Below are 20188 nucleotides of genomic sequence, written 5' to 3'. Positions count from 1 at the left end.
ACCTCGCATGCACCTCTATATAGGGGGCGGCTTCTCCCGTGCCGTGGCGCCGCGGCAACGGGAGGGGACGTCGTCAGCCGTTGCCGGAGGCGAGCTCGCGGCTGCGGTCGCGGGCCGCTTCGAGGGCGTTGATGAGGGCGGCGCGTACGCCGTGGTTCTCGAGTTCGCGGATGGCGCTGATCGTGGTGCCTGCGGGGGAGGTGACGGCTTCACGGAGCTTGACGGGGTGTTCGCCGCTGTCGCGGAGCATCACGGCGGCGCCGATGGCGGCCTGGACGATCAGGTCGTGGGCCTGGGCGCGGGGGAGGCCGAGGAGGATGCCTGCGTCGGTCATGGCCTCGACGAGGAAGTAGAAGTACGCCGGACCTGAGCCGGACAGGGCGGTGGCCGCGTCCTGCTGGGACTCGGGGACGCGGAGGGTCTTGCCGACGCCGCCGAAGATCTCCTCGGTGTGGGCGAGGTGTGCGGCGGTGGCGTGGCTGCCGGCCGAGATCACGGACATGCCTTCGTCGACGAGGACGGGGGTGTTGGGCATGACGCGGACGACGGGGGTGCCTGCGGCCAGGCGCTCCTCGATGAAGGAGGTGGGAATACCGGCCGCGGCGCTGATGACGAGACGGTCCGCGGTGATGTGGGGGGTGAGTTCGTCGAGGAGCTTGCCCATGTCCTGGGGCTTGACGGCCAGGATGAGGGTGTCGGCGCGCTTGGCGGCTTCGGCGTTGGTGACCGGCTCGACGCCGTAGCGGGTGCGGAGCTCTTCGGCGCGGTCGGCGCGGCGAGTGGTGACCAGCAGGTCTGCGGGGCGCCAGCCGGCGCGGATCATGCCGCTGAGCAGGGCTTCGCCGATCTTGCCCGTGCCGAGGACTGCGACTGTCTGGGTCATGGCTCTGTCACCTCGCCGGTGGGGATATGTGCGGCCATCCTCGCACCGCGGGCGTGGCTGCGCCGGGGCGTCCGAGGGGCGGTACGGGTGAGTTCCGGCCTGGGGCAGTGAGGTCCGGCGGCGCGGCGAGGCGCGGGGCCGCTGACAGTCACCAAGGCCGGGGTCGGGGACACGATCGTCCCGGATGTGGCCCGGTCCGGCCTGACCTAGGTCGTACGGCGGCGCAGTGTTGCCGCGCCCAGGGTCAGGACCAGGATCGCGCAGGCCCCGACGATCAGGACGTCGCGGGTGAAGTCGGCGGTGGCTTCGGGGTGGCCGAGGACCTGGGTCATGGCGTCGACGGCGTACGACATGGGCAGGACGTTCGAGATCGCCTCGAGCACGGGCTGCATCTTGTCGCGCGCGATGAACAGGCCGCAGAGCAGCAGCTGCGGGAAGATCACGGCCGGCATGAACTGGACCGCCTGGAACTCGGAGGCGGCGAAGGCGGAGACGAAGAGGCCCAGGGCCGTGCCGAGCAGGGCGTCAAGGAGTGCGACGAGCAGCAGCAGCCAGGGCGAGCCGACGACATCGAGGCCCAGCACCCACAGCGCGAGGCCGGTGGCGAGCAGGGACTGGACGACGGCGACGAGGCCGAAGGCCAGGGCATAGCCGGCGATCAGATCGCCCTTGCCGAGCGGCATGGCGAGCAGTCGTTCCAGGGTGCCCGAGGTGCGTTCGCGCAGGGTGGCGATGGATGTCACCAGGAACATCGTGATCAGCGGGAAGATGCCGAGCAGCGAGGCGCCGATGGAGTCGAAGGTGCGCGGGCTGCCGTCGAAGACGTAGCGCAGCAGGAAGAGCATCACGCACGGCACGAGGACCATCAGCGCGATGGAGCGCGGGTCGTGGCGCAGCTGGCGCAGGACGCGGGCGGCGGTGGCGAGGGTGCGGGCTGTGCTCATCGGGCGTTCTCCTGAAGGGCGTTGGCCTGACCGGGGCCGGCTTCGCCCGCGTCGGTTCCACGGGCGTGGGCTTCACGGGCGTTGGCCTCGTCGACCAGGTGGAGGAAGGCCTGTTCGACCGTCGCGGAGTGGGTGCGGGAGCGCAGGAAGTCCGGGCTGTCCTCGGCGAGGATCTCGCCCTCCCGCATCAGGAGCAGACGGTGGCAGCGCTCGGCCTCGTCCATCACGTGGGAGGAGACGAGGATCGTCGCGCCGCGTTCGTCGGCGAGGCGGTGGAAGAGGTCCCACAGATCGCGGCGCAGGACGGGGTCGAGGCCGACGGTCGGTTCGTCGAGGACGAGCAGTTCGGGGGTGCCGAGCAGGGCGACGGCGAGGGAGACGCGGGTGCGCTGGCCGCCCGAGAGCCGGCCGGCGAGGGAGTCCGCGTGCGAGGTGAGGTCGACGTCGGTGATGGCGCGGGTGACGTGATCGCGGCGGGCGTCGCGGTGGCGGCGGCCGGGCTGCAGGACGGCGGCGAAGTAGTCGAGATTCTGGCGGACCGTCAGATCGTCGTAGATGGAGGGGTCCTGGGTGACATAGCCGATACGGGAGCGGAGCGTGGCGTCGCCCGCGGGTTTGCCGAGGATCTCGAGGGTCCCGGTGACATTGGCCTGGGTGCCGACAATCGCGCGCATCAGGGTCGTCTTGCCGCAGCCGGACGGCCCGAGCAGGCCGGTGATCCGGCCGGGGGGCACGGTGAAGTCGAGGCCGCGCAGGACGGTGCGGTCTCCTCGTACGACGGTGAGGCCGCGGGCCAGGACGGCCAGGCCGGACGAATTCATCATATGATGAATAATGCGCCGAGAGCTTGGGCGCGTCAAGGGATGGGGGGTGTCCGGGAGATCGCCGCGGCGGGCGGCGGCGGGCGGTGCGGCTCGCGACCGGGGCGTTGAATTCCTCGCGGCTTGTCGGGGCGTGCGGGTGGGGGGTTCCCCAGCCCGCCCCTTCCCGGAACTGTGGGCTTCGCCCCCAGACCCCATGCCGGCCCGGGCAGAGGCCGCCCGGGCTGCTACTTGCGGCGGGGCCTGGGCCTGGGCTTGGGCTTGCGGGGGGGGCGGCGCTTTTCGTGGCGGGTGCGGGCCGTCTCGTACTCGTCGCGGTGCAGCTTCTCGCCCGGCGCCTCGGTCAGGGAGCGGAAGAAGTACGCGAGGAGCGTGCCGACGAAGCCGATTGCCTTCAGGCTGCGCAGGGAGTCCTCGCTTGCGGAGCCCGTGGGGCGGCGCGTGAAGCTCTCCCAGGTCTTGCGGAACGCGACCGCGCTGCAGATCGCGAATATCAAGACGACCAGCATGTTGACGAAGCCGCCCACGTCGGAGAGCGCCAGGCCCTGGTAGGCGAAGCGCAGGACGAGACAGCCGGCGACGGCAGCGGCGAGCGAACCGGCGGCGACGCCCGCACGGCGCAGGCCGTAGCCCCCGTCGTGGCCGACCCAGGTCGTGCCGAAGAAACGGATCGGCTCGGGCTGCGGGCCGCTGCCGTCGGCGCCGCCGCCACCGGTCGCGTCAGTGCTGGAGTTCTCGGTCTGCTCGGTCACGGGGTCGATTATCCCCGCGGAACGCCGACTCGGTCACGAACACCGAATGGTGACGTAGCCGTCGCTGCCCGTATTCACATACGCGTCGGCGATGAACTGACCGTTGGCGATGTTGTCCCACAGATTCGAGGTGCCGTACGGGCCGCTGACCCACTCCCCCGGCTTCTGGCAGTTGATCGGCACCCGGGATCCGTACGGCAGGACCTTGATGAGCCGGTAATTGGTGCCGGGGCCGCTGCGGACGTTCACGCGGTAGCCGGGCGCGACCGGGTAGCGCTGCGCCCCCAGCGAGTCAGCCGACTGGGACAACTCGGCCGACTCGGACAACCCGGCCGATACCGATACATCGCCGGATCCACTCTGTACTTCTTCAACAGCCATCGAACTCTCCCCCGTTGAAACGTGCTCCCTATACGCCGCGCAGGCTAGCAAGCAACCCCTGAATCGCAAGCGTCATCGACTAGGCTCCGTGCGTCGCGCATGCGCACGAACAACACGGGGGTGGACATGCCACCGCTGCGCACCACCGGGCAGTTCCCGGAAGCGGAGCATCCGGAATACGCCGGGCAGTACCACCTCGAGGCATGCCTCGGCAGAGGCGGCATGGGCGTCGTCCATCTGGCCACATCCGCCTCGGGGTTGCGCCTGGCCGTCAAGGTCATCCATGGCGAGCACGCTTCGGATCCGGAGTTCAGAGCCCGCTTCAAGCAGGAGGTCGCGGCCGCCCGCAGGGTCAGCGGCGCCTTCACCGCGCCCGTCGTCGATGCCGACCCGGAGGCCGAACGGCCCTGGATGGCCACGCTGTTCATCGAAGGTCCGACGCTTGCCGAGCGGGTGAAGCGGAACGGGCCGCTGGACGCGACGGAACTGCGTAAGGCCGGCGCCGGACTCGCCGAGGCGCTGCGCGACATCCATCGTGCCGGTGTGGTGCACCGCGATCTCAAGCCGAGCAATGTGCTCCTCGCGCCCGACGGACCGAAGGTCATCGACTTCGGCATCTCCCGCCCGACGGACAGCGATCTGCGTACGGAGACGGGCAAGCTGATCGGTACGCCGCCGTTCATGGCGCCCGAGCAGTTCCAGCGTCCGCGCGAGGTCGGGCCCGCCGCCGATGTGTTCGCGATGGGCGCCGTACTCGTACACGCGGCGACCGGACGCGGGCCCTTCGACTCGGACAGCCCGTACATCATCGCGTACCAAGTGGTGCACAACGAGCCGGACTTGGCGGGTGTGCCCGCGGATCTCGTACCGCTGTTCCGGCGTTGTCTGGCGAAGGATCCGCAGGACCGGCCGACGCCGTACGAGCTGATGATCGCGCTGCGTGCGTCCTCGCCCTCGGCCTCGTACGACACCCAGGCCTACATACCGGTCCAGCGGACGCCGGACCCCCGGGAGAACGCCCCCCGGGGTCTCGGCACGAAGCCCGGCTCACCGCGCTTCCGGCACAAAAAGAAACTCCGGTGGGCGGCCGCCGGGATCGCGGTGCTGGTCGCGGTCACGGCCGGGATCGTGGTCGTGCGAGCCGCGGCCGACGACGACAGCCCAGGGCCGACGGCCACCGCACCGCGCGCGGAGCGGGCCTTCCACCCGTGGAGCGTTCAATTGCGCGGCGGCGAGGGGGAGAACCGGACGCCGGTCTGCACGGTTGCGAGCGGACCGGCGCTGTACTGCACGGCGCCCGGGATCAAGGCTGCCCGGCTGAACCCGGGCGACGGCAGGACGCTCTGGTCGACGAAGGCCGCCGACAGCGATTCGCAGACCGACGAGGGCATGACGCCCGTCATCGCCGGCGGGCTGCTGCAGGTGGTGACGCCCGGCGGGGACCGGCTGGAGGCACTCGACCCGGAGTCGGGCGAGGTGCGCTGGGACCTGGACATCTCCTCGTACTCCACGGTCCGGCACGCCGCCGATGCGGTGCTGCTGGTGACGGACGGCGGTCTGGTGCGGGCCGTCGACGCCGCGACGGGCAAGGAGCGCTGGTCCCGGCAGCGCGCCGGACTGGGCACCCAGTGGGTCTCGTCCCCGGGCGGCGACGGGCCCGCCCTCGCCGCGGCTCCCGCCGCCAACGGGGCGTCCACGCTGGTCAGCGCGGTCGACCCGGCCGACGGCAAGCTGCTGTGGGAAAAGCGCGTCAAGGGGACGCTGAACCCGGTGCGGTTCGCGGGCGGCGCCCTGTATCTGCTCTCCGCCGACAAGGACGGCTTCACGGACGCCGTCGTACGACTCGACACCACCAGCGGCACGCGCGCTGTGCGCCGTATCCCGCTGTCCACCCCGCTCGACCAGGCGCAGGCGACGGTGACGGGGAATGTCGTATACCTCAGCGGGGCGGGCGGTTCTCTTCTCGCCCTCGACACCAGCGGGACGAAGTCCGCGCAGCTGTGGCGGCTGGAAACCTCGGTCACACATCTGTCCCGCCCGGCGGCGGATGCGCGGTCGGTGTACGTGACGGCCGGGGACGGGCGACTGCTGGCCGTGGACGCGGCGCGGGGGGTGCTGGTCGGGCAGACGAAACCCCGGATGGACGACGGGCGTTACACGTTCGCGTCCGTGCTGCCGGCGCCGGCCCAGGCGGGCGGGACGGTGTTCGGTACGGCGCCGGACGGGTCCGTCTTCGGGGTGGATGCGGGGGGTCCCGGGCGGTGGTAGCGGGCGGGGGCTTTCCCCTGCCCGCCCCTTCCCGCGACTGGGGCTCCGCCCGGGGCCCCGCGCCTCAAACGTCGGCGAGGCCGGATGGGCGTAGCTCCTCAGCCCAGTTTGGACACGTCCCGGACCGCGCCCTTGTCCGCGCTCGTCGCCATCGCCGCGTACGCGCGCAGCGCCGCCGAGACCTTGCGGTCGCGGGACCTGGGCGCGTAGGCGCCGCCCAGGGCCTCGCGGCGGGTGGCCAACTCGGCCTCGGAGACGAGGAGTTCGATCGTACGGTTCGGGATGTCGATGTGGATGCGGTCGCCGTCCTCGACGAGGGCGATCGTCCCGCCCGAGGCCGCCTCCGGTGAGGCGTGGCCGATCGACAGACCCGACGTACCGCCGGAGAAGCGGCCGTCCGTCACCAGTGCGCAGGCCTTGCCGAGCCCGCGGCCCTTGAGGAAGGACGTCGGGTAGAGCATCTCCTGCATACCGGGGCCGCCCCTGGGGCCCTCGTAACGGATGACGACGACATCGCCCTCCTTGATCTCCTTGCGGAGGATCTTGTCGACGGCGTCGTCCTGCGACTCGCAGACGACGGCCGGTCCCTCGAAGGTCCAGATCGACTCGTCCACGCCGGCCGTCTTCACGACACAGCCGTCGACGGCCAGGTTTCCCTTGAGGACGGCCAGTCCGCCGTCCTTCGAGTACGCGTGCTCCGCGTCGCGGATGCAGCCGCCGGCCGCGTCCGTGTCCAGGGTCTCCCAGCGCTCGGACTGCGAGAAGGCGGTCGCGGACCGGACACACCCGGGGGCCGCGTGCCACAGCTCGACGGACTCGTCGGAGGGTGAGCCGCCGCGCACGTCCCAGGTTCCCAGCCAGTCCTTGATACTCGGCGAGTGGACGGTGTGCACGTCCTCGTTGAGCAGACCCGCGCGGTAGAGCTCGCCGAGGATGGCGGGGATGCCGCCGGCGCGGTGCACGTCCTCCATGTAGTACGTGCCGCCGGGGGCGACGTTCGGGGCGACCTTGGCCAGGCACGGAACGCGGCGCGAGACCGCGTCGATGTCGTTGAGGTCGTAGTCGAGCCCGGCCTCCTGAGCGGCGGCGAGCAGGTGCAGGATCGTGTTGGTCGAGCCGCCCATGGCGATGTCGAGCGCCATGGCGTTGTCGAAGGCCGCGCGAGTCGCGATATTGCGCGGCAGGACCGACTCGTCGTCCTGCTCGTAGTAGCGCTTGGTGATCTCGACGACCGTGCGGCCGGCGTTCTCGTACAGCGCCTTGCGGGCGGTGTGCGTGGCCAGCACCGAGCCGTTGCCCGGCAGGGAGAGGCCCATGGCCTCGGTCAGGCAGTTCATGGAGTTGGCGGTGAACATGCCGGAACAGGACCCGCAGGTCGGGCAGGCGTTCTCCTCGATGCGCAGGACGTCCTCGTCCGAGACGTTCTCGTTGACCGCGTCGACGATGGCGTTGATCAGGTCGAGCTTGCGGACCGTGCCGTCGACGAGGGTGGCCTGGCCGGCCTCCATGGGCCCGCCGGAGACGAAGACGACCGGGATGTTGAGGCGCAGCGCGGCCATCAGCATGCCGGGGGTGATCTTGTCGCAGTTGGAGATGCAGATCAGCGCGTCCGCGCAGTGCGCCTCGACCATGTACTCGACGGAGTCGGCGATCAGGTCGCGGGAGGGAAGGCTGTAGAGCATGCCCGCGTGGCCCATCGCGATGCCGTCGTCGACGGCGATCGTGTTGAACTCGCGCGGCACCGCGCCCGCCGCCAGGATCGCGTCGGAGACGATCCGGCCGACCGGGGCGAGGTGGGTGTGGCCGGGCACGAACTCGGTGAAGGAGTTGGCGACCGCGATGATCGGCTTGCCGATGTCCGCGCTCGCTACGCCCGAGGCCCGCATAAGGGCGCGGGCACCTGCCATGTTCCGGCCGTGGGTGACAGTGCGGGACCTCAGCTCGGGCATCGTCGCTCGCTCCTTCAGACAGATAGGACTTCAATCGAGCGTACGCCGCGGCTCCAAGATCTGGACAGGGTGTCCGTTATGCGGGACGGGATGCTCGCCCTTCGGGCGGTGGGCCCTTCCTCGAACCGGGGCTCCGCCCCAGACCCCGCTCCTCAACCGCCGGAGGGGCTGGAAGTGCTGGATTCGCCGGGGTCCGTCAGATAGCGCTGGAGGGTGGGGGCCACCATCTTGATGATCTCCTCCGGGTCTGCCGAGGCCAGTGGCTCCACACGGATCACATACCGCAGGATCGCGATGCCGATCATGTGCGAGGCCGCCAGTTCCGCCCGGAACTTCGGATCCGGTACGTCCAGATCCGCGGCGATCCGCTCGAGCAGCCGCCGCAGCACAAAGCCGCGCAGCACCTTCGCCGCCGCCTCGTGGGTCAGTGCGGAACGGATGATCGCCAGCAGCGGGCCACGCGTCGTGGGGTTCTCCCACACGCCGATGAAGTAGCGGGCGAGCCGCTCGCCGATGCCGTCCGTGCCCTGTCCCAGGATCGCCGGGATGACCAGCGCCGGCTCGAAGGAGACCTCGATGGCGGCCGCGAAGACCTCGTCCTTCGTACCGAAGTAGTGGTGGACGAGAGCCGGGTCGACGCCCGCCGCCCTGGCGATACCGCGGACGGTGGTCTTGTCGTAGCCGCGCTCGGCGAACTCCGTACGGGCCGCCTCCAGGATCCGCTCCCGGGCGCCGGGCCCCTCGTCCGCCGCCGTACGGGCCGGCCGGCCGCGTCGCCGCGGAACCGCGCCGGTCATGATCGGCTGATCCCTGACGCGGCCGAGGCGAGATGCAGCCGGGTGAAGGCGAGGGCCTCCGCCAGATCGGCCTCGCGTTCGGCGGCGGACATCGCGCGCCGGGTGTTGACCTCGATGACGACATGGCCGTCGAAGCCGGTACGGGCCAGCTGCTCGAGCAGCTCGGCGCAGGGCTGGTTGCCGCGCCCCGGGACCAGGTGCTCGTCCTTCGCGGATCCCTTGCCGTCGGCGAGATGGACATGGCCCAGCCGGTCGCCCATCCGGTCCACCATCGCCATGGTGTCGGCGCGGGAGGTCGCGGTGTGCGAGAGGTCGATCGTGAAATGCCGGTAGTCCTCTTTGGTGACGTCCCAGTCGGGGGCATACGCCAGCATCTCGCGGTCCCGGTAGCGCCACGGGTACATGTTCTCGACGGCGAACCGGACATCCGTCTCGTGAGCCATCCGCCATATCCCGGTGACGAAGTCCCGGGCGTACTGCCGCTGCCAGCGGAAGGGCGGGTGGACCACGACGGTCGAGGCGCCCAGCTTCTCGGCGGCCGCCTGCGCGCGCTGGAGCTTCACCCAGGGGTCGGTGGACCAGACCCGCTGGGTGATCAGCAGACAGGGCGCGTGGACGGCGAGGATGGGCACCTGGTGATAGTCGGAGAGACGGCGCAGAGACTCGATGTCCTGGCTGACGGGATCGGTCCAGACCATGACCTCGACGCCGTCGTAGCCCAGGCGCGCGGCAATCTCGAAGGCTGTCGCCGTCGACTCCGGATAGACGGAAGCCGTCGACAGGACAACCTTCGCATCCGGGATACGCACCACTGGTTCTGCCACGGGAGACAGGGTACGGGCCCGCGCTACGAGGCCGTGAGACGGTTCTGGCGGGTCGGGAGGTGGTCGAGGCGCCGGAGAATGACGCCCTCGCGCAGCGCCCAGGGGCAGATTTCCAGCTCCTGGGCCCCGAACAGATCCATCGCACCCTCCGCGACCAGCGCTCCTGCCAGCAGCTGGCCGGCCCGGCCCTCGGAGACACCGGGGAGCGTGCCGCGCTGCTCGACCGTCATGGCGGAGAGCTTGGGCACCCACTCCTGCAGTGACTTACGACTCAGTTCCCGCTGCACGTACAGGCCCTCGGTGGAGCGCGCGGCGCCCGCGATACGGGCCAGCTGCTTGAAGGTCTTGGACGTCGCCACGATGTGGTCCGGCTTGCCGAACCGGCTGAACTCGCCGACCGTACGGGCGATTTCGGCCCGCACATGGCGGCGCAGCGACTTCACGTCCTGAGGGTCGGGCGGGTCGCCGGGCAGCAGCGCCGAGGTCAGCCGGCCCGCGCCGAGCGGCAGGGACACCGCGGCGTCCGGCTCCTCGTCGATCCCGTACGCGATCTCCAGTGAACCGCCGCCGATGTCCAGGACCAGCAGCTTTCCGGCGGACCAGCCGAACCAGCGGCGGGCGGCCAGGAAGGTGAGCCGGGCCTCCTCCTCGCCGGTCAGCACGGCCAGATCCACACCGGTCTCGTCCTTGACCCGGGCCAGCACCTGGTCGGCGTTGCTCGCCTCCCGTACCGCCGAGGTCGCGAACGACAGCACCTGCTCGCAGCCCTTGTCCTCGGCGGCCTGCAGCGCGTCTCTGATGGTGTCGATCAGCCGGTCGACACCCTCGGGCCCGATCGCCCCGTCCGCGTCGAGAAGTTCGGCGAGCCGGAGCTCCGCCTTGTGCGAGTGGGCGGGCAGCGGGCGTGCGCCGGGGTGCGCATCCACCACCAGCAGATGCACCGTGTTCGAACCCACATCAAGGACTCCGAGTCTCATGGACCGAACGCTACTGCGGTCGCGTGGACTGAACGTCACCGCGGTAGCGGCTTACGCTGGGCTCGTGGCAAAGACGAAAAAGGCGAAGCCGGGCAAAGCCAAGCCCCCGAAGAACCCCAAGAACGACGAGAAGGGTCTGGACTTCGCGCGCGCGTGGGTGGAATTCCCGGACCCCGCCGACGACGAACAGGTCTTCCGCTGCGATCTGACCTGGCTGACCTCGCGCTGGACCTGCATCTTCGGAAGCGGCTGCCAGGGCATCGAGGCGGGCCGCGCGGACGACGGCTGCTGCACGCTGGGCGCCCATTTCTCGGACGAGGACGACGAGAAGCGGGTGGCCGGGCATGTCGCCCGGCTCACTCCGGACCTGTGGCAGTTCCACGACGTGGGTACGGAGACGGGCTGGGTCCAGACCGACGACGACGGCGAACGCCAGACGCGCCGCTGGGAGGGCTCGTGCATCTTCCAGAACCGCCCGGGATTCAAGGGCGGGGCGGGCTGCTCGCTGCACATCCTGGCGCTGCGGGAGGGCAAGGAGCCGCTGGAGACCAAGCCGGACGTCTGCTGGCAGCTGCCGGTGCGGCGTACGTACGACTGGATCGAGCGCCCCGACGACACGAAGGTGCTGCAGGTCTCGATCGGTGAGTACGACCGGCGGGGCTGGGGGTCGGGCGGCCACGACCTGCACTGGTGGTGCACGTCGGCGACGTCGGCGCACGGGGCGGGGGAGCCGGTGTACGTGACGTACCGCCCGGAGCTGACGGAGCTGATGGGCAAGCAGGCGTACGACGTGCTGGTCGAGCTGTGCGAGACGCGGCTGTCCTCGCAGTTGCCGCTGGTGGCCCCGCACCCGGCGGACCCGAAGCGGTAGCCCCGCGCGGTTCTCAGTTCGAGGGCGGGGGTGTCGAGGCGGTCGAGGTGTCCGATCCGGTCGGCGCCGGATCCGACTCGGTCGGGGTCGGGTCCGATGGCGTCGGAGTCGGGTCCGATGGCGTCGGAGTCGGGTCCGACGGGTGGTGGGTCCGACGGCGTCGGGTGGGTCCGGGTCGGGTCCGAAGGGGTCGGTGTCGGGTCCGGGGTCGGTGTCGGGTCCGGGCTCGGGGGCGTCGCACCGTAGCCGTCGATCTCCAGCACCACGCCCGACGGGTCGACCCCGACGCGCGCGCTCCACGCGCCGGCCGGTTCCCGGTCGTGGTCCACGGTGATGTAGATCGTGATCGACTCGCCCGGGTGCAGCGTGCCCGAGGACTGGCTCACGTAGAGCCAGGGTGCGTCCGTCCAGGCCGACCAGGTCACCGGGGAGCCGCCGGACGCCGTGAGCGTGATGCGGGTGGTGTCGCCGGAGGGCTGCGCCTCGACCGTGAGGCGGCCGGGGACCGGCACGCCGGGCCGGGTGGGCGGCGCCGGTGTGCCCGCACTGATGACCTCGACCGAGACGTCCGGCGAGCGGCTGCCCACCATGAACCTGTTGTCCGGTTCCGCCTGGGCGTTGCCCGCGTTCTCGTAGTGGTCGTACGGATCGCCCTCGAGACCGCCTGGCCCGTCCGCCTCGCTCGCGGTGACCGAGGAGCCGTCGTGCCCCTCCCCCGTCAGCGGCGCGCCCCGGTACGCCGCCCACAGCGCGAGCACCGGAGCAGCCACGACCGCCGCCACGACCGTGGTCGTCACGGCCCGTGCCCGCAGCCGGTCGCGGCGGGCCGCGCGGTCCTTCGGGTCCAGCGGGAAGCCGCCGGCACCGAAGCGTGGCGCGGTCGCGCGGGCGCGCGGGACGTGCAGCATCGCGACGTACGCGGCGGCCCGCGGCGCGTCGATCAGGGGCAGCGTGGCCGGGGTGACGGCCGACCCCGGCCACGGCCCGCCCGCGCCGGCGCGCTCGGCGGCGCGGCGGCAGCGCGGGCAGTCGTCGACATGCCGTACGAGCTCCTGGCGGAGCGCGGCGGAGAGCAGCACCCGGTGGTCGCCGGTGAGCCGGGCGACGGCCGGGCAGTTCCCGGTCTCCACGACGGCGAGCGCGGCACGGGTGCGCTCCACCTCGCAGGCCGCGGCGGCGAGCAGCTCCCGGGCGGCCAGGGCACCGAGGCCGAGGACCGAGGCGACCTCGCGCGAGCCGAGCCCGTGGCGTACGGCCAGTTCGAGTGCCTCGCGCTGTTCGGGGGTCGTACCGGCCGCCTCGGGCCAGGCCAGCAGGGCCAGTTCGCCGCGGCGGCGCTCCGCGGTCTCTTCCGGGACGCGGGGTCCGGCCTCCTCGGAGACGTCGGGGCGCCCGGTGTGCGCCCCCTGCCGCTTGCGCCGCTGCTCGGTCAGCCGGCGCAGGCAGGCCCACCGCGCGAGCGCGTACAGCCACGCCTTCCGTTCGGTCTCGCCCGCGGGGCAACGCCCGTGCTGCCGCTCGGCGATGGCGAGTACGTCACCGAGGAGCCCGGTCGCCGCGTCGTGGTCGCAGAGCACGGAGAGGCAGTAGGTGAACAGGCCGTCGAGGTACGGCTCGTAACGCGCGGGCGGGCGCTGCGCGGGCGGGCGCTGTGCCGACGGACGGGGCGCGCGCCGGTACGCCCGGTGTGCGCCGGTGGTGTGCGTGGGTGGCTCCAGCCTGCTGCTCGTCACTCCGTGACCGTAGGCGTCGGAGCACACCCCCTTCGTACCCCTTGAACACTTTTACTCCTTACGGGTGAACAGATCGCTCGAAGGGGGACAGGAATCGTTAATTCCGCCCCTACCGGTCCACCGGTGCGCGCCGGAGCTACGCCGGGCGCCCTATGCGCCCCACGCATCCCGGTGGAATCCCGGCCGCATCCCGATGAATCCCGCGCCGCCGGGCAGTCAACCCGCTATGAGCAAAGTGATCTCAGGCATGTCGATGTCGCTGGACGGCTTCATCACCGCCCCTGACGACACCCGCGAGAATCCGCTGGGAGTGGGCGGCCGGCGGCTGCACCAGTGGCTGCTGGACATCAACGACACCGACGCGAAGGTCCTGGACGACATGAGGCAGAGCATCGGCGCCGTCGTGATGGGCCGGCACTCCTACGACGTGTGCGAAGGGGACGGCGGCTGGGGCGACGGCGGCCCCGTCGGCAAGACCCCTTGCTTCGTCCTCACCCACCGGCCGCCGGACCCGAAGGACGTCGTCGCGCCCGATGTGTTCACGTTTGTCACGGACGGCATCGAGTCGGCGATCGCGCGGGCGAAAGCGGCCGCCGGCGCCAAGGACGTCGGCGTGCACGGCGCGACAGCCGCCCAGCAGGCGCTGAACGCGGAGCTGCTGGACGGGATCCACATCATGCTCGTCCCGGTTCTGCTGGGCTCGGGCAAGCGGCTGTTCGACCATGTCGGCGGGCCCGTTGAACTGCGGCGGACCTGGACCGTGGCGTCGGAGGACATCACCCACCTGCGCTTCGACGTCGTGAAGCAGCCGTGAAGCAGCCGTGAAGCAGCCGCGGACCAGCGGCGGACCAGCGGCCGACAGCCGCGGACCAGCGACGGGAACGGCACTGGCGGCGGCACTGTCAGTGGACCCCGCTACGGTTCCCCCATGGCTGCCCGTACGAAATCCGCGAAGGACCGGCCGTCCTACCGCTGCACCGAATGCGGCTGGACGACCGCCAAGTGGCTCGGCCGCTGCCCCGAATGCCAGACCTGGGGCACCGTCGAGGAGTACGGCGCGCCCGCCGTGCGTACGACCGCGGCCGGCCGTGTCTCCACCGCCGCCGTCCCCATCGGCCAGGTCGACGGCCGGCAGGCGACCGCGCGCTCGACCGGCGTGACCGAGCTCGACCGGGTGCTCGGCGGCGGTCTGGTGCCCGGCGCCGTCGTGCTGCTCGCGGGTGAGCCCGGCGTCGGCAAGTCCACCCTGCTGCTCGACGTCGCCGCGAAGGCCGCGAGCGACGACCACCGCACGCTGTACGTCACGGGCGAGGAGTCCGCGAGCCAGGTCCGTCTGCGCGCCGACCGGATCAACGCCCTGCACGACCACCTCTACCTCGCCGCCGAGACCGATCTCTCCGCCGTCCTCGGCCACTTGGACGCGGTCAAGCCGTCCCTGCTGGTCCTCGACTCCGTACAGACCGTCGCATCCCCCGAGATCGACGGCGCGCCCGGCGGGATGGCGCAGGTCCGCGAGGTCGCGGGCGCGCTGATCCGCGCCTCCAAGGAGCGCGGGATGTCCACGATCCTGGTCGGCCATGTCACCAAGGACGGCGCGATCGCCGGACCGCGCCTGCTCGAGCATCTCGTGGACGTCGTGCTGTCCTTCGAGGGCGACCGGCACGCGCGCCTGCGTCTCGTACGGGGCGTCAAGAACCGCTACGGCGCGACGGACGAGGTCGGCTGCTTCGAGCTGCACGACGAGGGCATCACCGGCCTCGCCGACCCCTCGGGCCTCTTCCTCACCCGCCGCGCCGAGGCCGTCCCCGGCACCTGTCTGACGGTCACCCTCGAAGGCCGCCGTCCCCTCGTCGCCGAGGTGCAGGCGCTGACGGTCGACTCGCAGATCCCCTCGCCCCGGCGCACCACATCGGGCCTGGAGACCTCGCGGGTCTCGATGATGCTGGCCGTACTGGAGCAGCGCGGCCGTATCACCGCGCTCGGCAAGCGCGACATCTACAGCGCGACCGTCGGCGGCGTGAAGCTCTCCGAGCCGGCCGCGGACCTGGCGATCGCGCTCGCGCTGGCCTCGGCCGCCAGCGACACCCCGCTGCCCAAGAATCTGGTCGCGATCGGCGAAGTCGGCCTCGCGGGCGAGGTCAGACGGGTCACGGGCGTCCAGCGCCGGCTCGCCGAGGCCCACCGGCTCGGCTTCACGCACGCCCTCGTTCCGTCCGATCCCGGCAAGGTCCCGCCCGGTATGAAGGTCACGGAAGTCGCCGACATGGGGGACGCGCTGAGGGTGCTCCCGCGCGGTCGGCAGAGGCCTTCGGACGGCGCACCGAGGAAAGAGCGGACGGAGGCCCCACGGGAGGTCGACACGCGCCGGTAGACTTTGCCCTGGTCTCGCCCATCCGTACGAGCCGGAGGAGTGCAGTGGCAGCCAACGACCGGGCAGCAGCACCCGGAAAGTCCGGCGGAGGCTCCGGCAACGAAGCACTGATCCGCGCCGCCCTGAGCGCGGTCGCGCCCGGCCAGGCCTTGCGCGACGGCCTCGAGCGGATCCTCCGCGGCAACACCGGAGGCCTGATCGTCCTCGGCATGGACAAAACGGTCGAATCGATGTGCACCGGCGGTTTCGTGCTGGACGTCGAGTTCACCGCGACGCGGCTGCGCGAGCTGTGCAAGCTCGACGGCGCGCTCATCCTCGACAAGGACATCACCAAGATCCACCGGGCCGGTGTGCAGCTGGTCCCGGACGCGTCGATCCCCACCGAGGAGACCGGCACCCGCCACCGCACCGCGGACCGTGTCTCCCGGGCGTGCGGCTTCCCCGTCGTCTCCGTATCGCAGTCGATGCGGCTGATCGCCCTGTACGTGGGCGGAGAGCGCCGCGTCCTGGAGGAGTCGGCCGCGATCCTCTCCCGCGCCAACCAGGCGCTCGCGACCCTGGAGCGGTACAAGCTCCGCCTCGACGAGGTCGCGGGCACGCTCTCCGCGCTGGAGATCGAGGACCTGGTGACCGTCCGGGACGTCACGGCCGTGGCGCAGCGCCTGGAGATGGTGCGCCGGATCGCCACCGAGATCGCCGAGTACGTGGTGGAGTTGGGCACCGACGGCCGTCTTCTCTCGCTCCAGCTGGACGAGTTGATCGCGGGTGTGGAGCCGGAGCGCGAACTGGTCGTACGCGACTATGTGCCGGAGCCGACCGCGAAGCGGTCCCGTACGGTCGACGAGGCGCTCACCGAGCTGAATGACCTCACTCACGCCGAGCTGCTCGAACTGCCCATAGTGGCAAGGGCGTTGGGCTACAGCGGCTCTCCCGAGACGCTCGACTCCGCGGTCTCGCCGCGGGGCTACCGGCTCCTTGCGAAGGTGCCGCGGCTGCCCGGCGCGATCATCGAGCGGCTCGTGGAGCACTTCGGCGGACTGCAGAAGCTGCTCGCGGCCAGTGTCGACGATCTGCAGACGGTCGACGGCGTGGGCGAGGCGCGGGCGCGCAGCGTCCGCGAGGGCCTGTCGCGGCTCGCCGAGTCCTCGATCCTCGAGCGGTACGTCTGAAGTCGAGCCCGTCCGGCGTTTGAGGACGAACCCGCTGCCGGGCCGGCTCCGCGCTAGGGCGTGCTAGTCGTTCCCCAGGCGGAACGACGCCGGCAGCACCTTCACGCCCGGGAACTCCGCCTCCACCAGGTACGTGCCCGGCGCGACGGCCCCCGCGGGCGGCGTGGCGCACTGCGGTGCGCTCTGCTTGCGGTCCCACTGCACGGTGTGCGTGATGTTCGCGCCCGCCGGAACCCTCAGCAGCAGACTCCCCGCCGGGTTCGGGCAGTCCTTGGACGACCACACCTCGTCGTCCTTGTCGTCGGTCACCGACAGCACCGCCGCCTTGGGCCCGAAGTCCGCCTTGCAGGTCGTCGCCGACGAGTTGGAGGCGACGAGCTGGAACGTGGGCTTCTCTCCCGGCTCGTACGAGACTTTGACGCTGCGCAGGCTCAACTTCAGTGCGCCCGGGGCGCAGTCGGGCAGGCTCGATCCCGCCGGGACCTGCTGACCGCCGGCGCCGCCGCTGGCCGCGCCGCCCGCTCCGTTGTCGCCGTTCTTGCCCGGGTCGCCGCCCGAGCCCGCGTCCGTACCGCCGTCACCGCCGCTGCCTCCGCTGCCGCCGCTGCCGTCGGATTCGCCCGACTCGTCGCGCCCGCCCGGCTGTTCACTGATCGCGGGCCCGGACCCGGAGGGCCCGGGGGTGATGGAGGGCGCGGGACTGTCGCCGTTGGCCTTGCCGTCGTCCTTGCCGCCGTCGCCCCCACCGGAACTGACGGCCCATACGATCAGCAACGCGAGCAGCGCGATCAAGGACGTCGCGACTGCCCTCCGTCGCCAATAGATGGAGGACGGGAGCGGCCCGATCGGATTGCGCATAGATCCCACGACCCAAACTCTACGAGAGATCCGGGCCAACTCCGGTCCCACCCGCCGCCGGACTTCGCGAGTTCTACGGATCATCATCACGGGCGGCCCGGCTCACACCCGCCCGCACCCCCACGATTCGTCCGGGTCACGTCCGGTCGGTCGCTACGGGTGACCACCCGCATGCGTACGAGCACAGACCGGCAGGAGCAGCGTCCGGAGCGGATACACCGTCCACTCGCCCGGACGTGCCAGGATCGGTATGCCATGACTGACACCACCGCGGACACCGCCACCCCAGACATCGCCACGACCGACGCCGCCGCCTTCCACTCACCCGTCATCGACTGGTTCGACGAGCACGCCCGCGATCTGCCCTGGCGCCGCCCCGAGGCCGGCGCCTGGGGTGTGATGGTCAGCGAGTTCATGCTGCAGCAGACCCCGGTCAGCCGGGTGCTCCCGGTCTACGAGCAGTGGATGGCGCGCTGGCCGCGCCCCGCCGATCTCGCGGCCGACGCGCCCGGCGAGGCCGTCCGCGCCTGGGGCCGGCTCGGCTATCCGCGGCGCGCGCTGCGCCTGCACGGGGCCGCGCAGGCGATAGCGGAGCGGCACGGCGGCGATGTGCCGCGCGACCACGGGCAGTTGCTCTCGCTGCCCGGGATCGGCGAGTACACGGCGGCCGCGGTGGCCTCCTTCGCGTACGGGCAGCGGCATGCCGTTCTCGACACCAATGTCCGGCGGGTGTTCGCCCGCGCCGCGAGCGGCGTCCAGTACCCGCCGACCGCGACGACGGCCTCCGAGCGCAGGCTGGCCCGCACACTGCTCCCGGACGACGAGGCGACCGCGGCCCGCTGGGCAGCGGCCTCCATGGAGCTGGGCGCGCTGCTGTGCACCTCCAAGAACGAGGACTGCTCGCGCTGCCCGATCGCCTCGCGGTGCGCCTGGCGTCTCGCCGGGAAGCCCGCACACGAGGGTCCCGCGCGCCGCGGCCAGACCTACGCGGGCACCGACCGTCAGGTGCGCGGCAAGCTCCTCGCCGTACTGCGCGAGGCGGTGGCGCCGGTCGAACAGTCGGCGCTGGACGCCGTCTGGCACGAGCCGGTGCAGCGCGCGCGGGCGCTCGACGGACTGGTCGCGGACGGCCTCGTAGAGCCCCTGGGGAACGGCGTCTACCGCCTCCCTCTCAGCTGAGCCCATCTCCGTTTCCCACCCGAACCCCACCTGAAACATCCGCTGTTACACAACCGATGGACGGCCGTGCGCCCTCCGACGGCTGCTCCGCACAGTGCCGTGACAAGTCCTCCGTAGCTTCTTGCGACGTAAGGGAACGGCAGAGCTTGTCACGGGGACGGAGGCGGTTGGAATGGCGCACGGCGAGGTGCTCGAATTCGAAGAGTACGTACGCAACCGGCAGGAGGCTCTGCTGCGCAGCGCCCGGCGTCTCGTGCCCGACCCGATCGACGCGCAGGACCTGCTGCAGACCGCTCTGGTTCGTACATACGGCCGCTGGGACGGAATCGCGGACAAGTCGCTCGCCGACGCGTACCTTCGCCGCGTGATGATCAATACGCGTACGGAGTGGTGGCGCGCCCGCAAGCTCGAAGAGGTCCCCACCGAGCAGCTGCCCGACGCGAGCGTGGAGGACGGCAGTGAGCAGCGCGCCGACCGCGCCCTGCTGATGGACGTCCTCAAGGTGCTGGCCCCCAAGCAGCGCAGCGTCGTGGTGCTGCGACACTGGGAGCAGATGAGCACCGAGGAGACCGCGGCCGCGCTCGGTATGTCGGCCGGTACCGTGAAGAGCACGCTGCACCGGGCGCTGGCCCGGCTCCGCCAGGAGCTGGAGAGCCGGGATCTGGACGCCCGTGCCCTGGAGCGTGCCGAGGTACGGCGCGAGCGTGCGGGTGACGATCGGGGGCAGGAGCGTTGCGCGGCCTGAGCGGCGGTGGCGGTACAAGGACTCGGGCGGCGAGTGGCGCGGCGATGGCCGGGCTCGCCGCCGTCGGCCTGTTCAGCGTCGGCTGCTCCACGGGCGGCAGCGGGGCGCAGGACGAGGGCGCGGCCCACACCGACTCGGTGGCCAAGGCCACCCCGTCCCAGGCCACGCCCTCGAACAGCGCCGGGCGGAAGGCCGAGGCCGTCAACGCGGTGAAGCTGATCATGAGCGACCCGAAGGTCAGCGAGCGGGTCAAGGCGGACCTCAGGCCGTGCGCCCGGGACGCCTACCCGCTGGACACCTCGTACGGGAACCTCACCGGCGGTACCTCACCCGATGTCGTCATCAACGTGCTGACGTGCGGTGACGCGGTGGGCATGGGCACGTACGTGTACCGCGAGAACGGCGACTCGTACGAGAACGTCTTCGCGGTACAGGAGCCCGCGGTGTACTCCGCGATCGACCGGGGCGACCTGGTGGTGACCCAGCAGGTGTACGCCAAGGGCGACCCGGTGGCCGAGCCGTCCGGCGAGGAGATCACGACGTACCACTGGTCGAGCGGCAAGTTCGTGCAGCAGTACTGGGTGCGCAACGAATTCAGCAGAGGGGTCGGTGAGGGCGAGGTAGTCGCCACCGAACCGCCCCCGCCGAACGAGAACTGAGAGCAGC

The 20188-nt window shown here is 71.3% G+C and carries 18 protein-coding genes and 1 pseudogene; 8 read left to right on the top strand and 11 right to left on the bottom strand.

Annotated elements, in window-relative coordinates; genetic code table 11:
* Positions 1-73: 73 nt before the first annotated feature.
* The 5 genes from proC to SLUN_RS22705 form a co-directional block, all read right to left on the bottom strand.
* Positions 74-883 (bottom strand): pyrroline-5-carboxylate reductase, encoded by an 810-nt coding sequence (gene proC, locus SLUN_RS22725; RefSeq protein WP_108151125.1) that lies wholly within the window; start codon positions 881-883, stop codon positions 74-76.
* A 206-nt stretch (positions 884-1089) separates the two neighbouring features.
* Entirely contained in the window at positions 1090-1827 is a 738-nt protein-coding gene (locus SLUN_RS22720; protein ID WP_108151124.1) for an ABC transporter permease, read from the bottom strand.
* A complete protein-coding gene (locus SLUN_RS22715) occupies positions 1824-2651 on the bottom strand; it encodes an ABC transporter ATP-binding protein (protein WP_108151122.1) in 828 nt (275 codons plus the stop codon). The genes SLUN_RS22720 and SLUN_RS22715 overlap by 4 nt, the downstream gene beginning before the upstream one ends.
* 224 nt (positions 2652-2875) lie before the next feature.
* Positions 2876-3400: a hypothetical protein gene (locus SLUN_RS22710; RefSeq protein WP_108151120.1), complete on the bottom strand. Its 525-nt coding sequence runs from the start codon at positions 3398-3400 to the stop codon at positions 2876-2878.
* Between the two features lie 33 nt (positions 3401-3433).
* Entirely contained in the window at positions 3434-3781 is a 348-nt protein-coding gene (locus tag SLUN_RS22705) for a peptidase (RefSeq protein WP_108151118.1), read from the bottom strand.
* Positions 3782-3907: 126 nt separating this feature from the next.
* Between SLUN_RS22705 and SLUN_RS22700 the strand changes: the two genes are divergently transcribed.
* Complete coding sequence (locus SLUN_RS22700) at positions 3908-6049, top strand: serine/threonine-protein kinase (protein ID WP_108154887.1); 2142 nt, start codon at positions 3908-3910, stop codon at positions 6047-6049.
* A 98-nt stretch (positions 6050-6147) separates the two neighbouring features.
* On the opposite strand, the gene ilvD is transcribed toward SLUN_RS22700, so the two are convergent.
* The 4 genes from ilvD to SLUN_RS22680 all read right to left on the bottom strand — a co-directional run bounded on the left by ilvD (position 6148) and on the right by SLUN_RS22680 (position 10596).
* A complete protein-coding gene (ilvD, locus tag SLUN_RS22695) occupies positions 6148-7998 on the bottom strand; it encodes a dihydroxy-acid dehydratase (RefSeq protein WP_108151116.1) in 1851 nt (616 codons plus the stop codon).
* A 152-nt stretch (positions 7999-8150) separates the two neighbouring features.
* The gene (locus SLUN_RS22690; RefSeq protein WP_108151113.1) at positions 8151-8795 is read right to left on the bottom strand and encodes a TetR/AcrR family transcriptional regulator; all 645 of its coding nucleotides are present in this window, start codon (positions 8793-8795) and stop codon (positions 8151-8153) included.
* Positions 8792-9619 (bottom strand): sugar phosphate isomerase/epimerase family protein, encoded by an 828-nt coding sequence (locus SLUN_RS22685; RefSeq protein WP_108151111.1) that lies wholly within the window; start codon positions 9617-9619, stop codon positions 8792-8794. Before SLUN_RS22685 ends, SLUN_RS22690 begins: the two co-directional genes overlap by 4 nt.
* 23 nt (positions 9620-9642) lie before the next feature.
* A complete protein-coding gene (locus SLUN_RS22680) occupies positions 9643-10596 on the bottom strand; it encodes a Ppx/GppA family phosphatase (RefSeq protein ID WP_108151109.1) in 954 nt (317 codons plus the stop codon).
* A gap of 64 nt (positions 10597-10660) precedes the next feature.
* On the opposite strand from SLUN_RS22680, the gene SLUN_RS22675 reads away from it, so the two are divergent.
* The gene (locus tag SLUN_RS22675; protein ID WP_108154886.1) at positions 10661-11467 is read left to right on the top strand and encodes a DUF3109 family protein; all 807 of its coding nucleotides are present in this window, start codon (positions 10661-10663) and stop codon (positions 11465-11467) included.
* Positions 11468-11480: 13 nt separating this feature from the next.
* On the opposite strand, the pseudogene SLUN_RS22670 reads toward SLUN_RS22675, so the two are convergent.
* Positions 11481-13200 (bottom strand): annotated as a pseudogene (locus tag SLUN_RS22670) (BACON domain-containing protein).
* 226 nt (positions 13201-13426) lie between these two features.
* On the opposite strand from SLUN_RS22670, the gene SLUN_RS22665 reads away from it, so the two are divergent.
* The 3 genes from SLUN_RS22665 (at position 13427) to disA (ending at position 16740) form a co-directional block, all read left to right on the top strand.
* On the top strand, positions 13427-14014 hold the full coding sequence (locus SLUN_RS22665) for a dihydrofolate reductase family protein (protein ID WP_108151107.1): 588 nt from the start codon (positions 13427-13429) through the stop codon (positions 14012-14014).
* 114 nt (positions 14015-14128) lie between these two features.
* A complete protein-coding gene (radA, locus tag SLUN_RS22660) occupies positions 14129-15571 on the top strand; it encodes a DNA repair protein RadA (RefSeq protein ID WP_108151105.1) in 1443 nt (480 codons plus the stop codon).
* Between the two features lie 44 nt (positions 15572-15615).
* On the top strand, positions 15616-16740 hold the full coding sequence (gene disA, locus SLUN_RS22655) for a DNA integrity scanning diadenylate cyclase DisA (RefSeq protein ID WP_108151103.1): 1125 nt from the start codon (positions 15616-15618) through the stop codon (positions 16738-16740).
* Between the two features lie 63 nt (positions 16741-16803).
* Here the strand turns inward: disA and SLUN_RS22650 are convergent, their stop codons facing one another.
* Entirely contained in the window at positions 16804-17607 is an 804-nt protein-coding gene (locus SLUN_RS22650; RefSeq protein WP_108151101.1) for a hypothetical protein, read from the bottom strand.
* Positions 17608-17853: 246 nt separating this feature from the next.
* On the opposite strand from SLUN_RS22650, the gene SLUN_RS22645 reads away from it, so the two are divergent.
* The 3 genes from SLUN_RS22645 to SLUN_RS22635 all read left to right on the top strand — a co-directional run bounded on the left by SLUN_RS22645 (position 17854) and on the right by SLUN_RS22635 (position 20181).
* Positions 17854-18777 carry an HhH-GPD family protein gene (locus SLUN_RS22645; protein ID WP_108151099.1) on the top strand — a complete coding sequence of 308 codons (924 nt, stop codon included), beginning with the start codon at positions 17854-17856 and terminating at the stop codon, positions 18775-18777.
* A 172-nt stretch (positions 18778-18949) separates the two neighbouring features.
* Positions 18950-19522, top strand: a complete 573-nt coding sequence (locus SLUN_RS22640) for a SigE family RNA polymerase sigma factor (protein ID WP_108151097.1) — start codon at positions 18950-18952, stop codon at positions 19520-19522.
* A gap of 44 nt (positions 19523-19566) precedes the next feature.
* Entirely contained in the window at positions 19567-20181 is a 615-nt protein-coding gene (locus SLUN_RS22635; protein WP_254710174.1) for a hypothetical protein, read from the top strand.
* Positions 20182-20188: the final 7 nt, after the last annotated feature.

The organism is Streptomyces lunaelactis (genome assembly GCF_003054555.1).
Lineage (GTDB): Bacteria > Actinomycetota > Actinomycetes > Streptomycetales > Streptomycetaceae > Streptomyces > Streptomyces lunaelactis.
The sequence above is the reverse complement of the archived record's forward strand: the minus strand, read 5'-3'. Positions and strand labels throughout refer to the sequence as shown.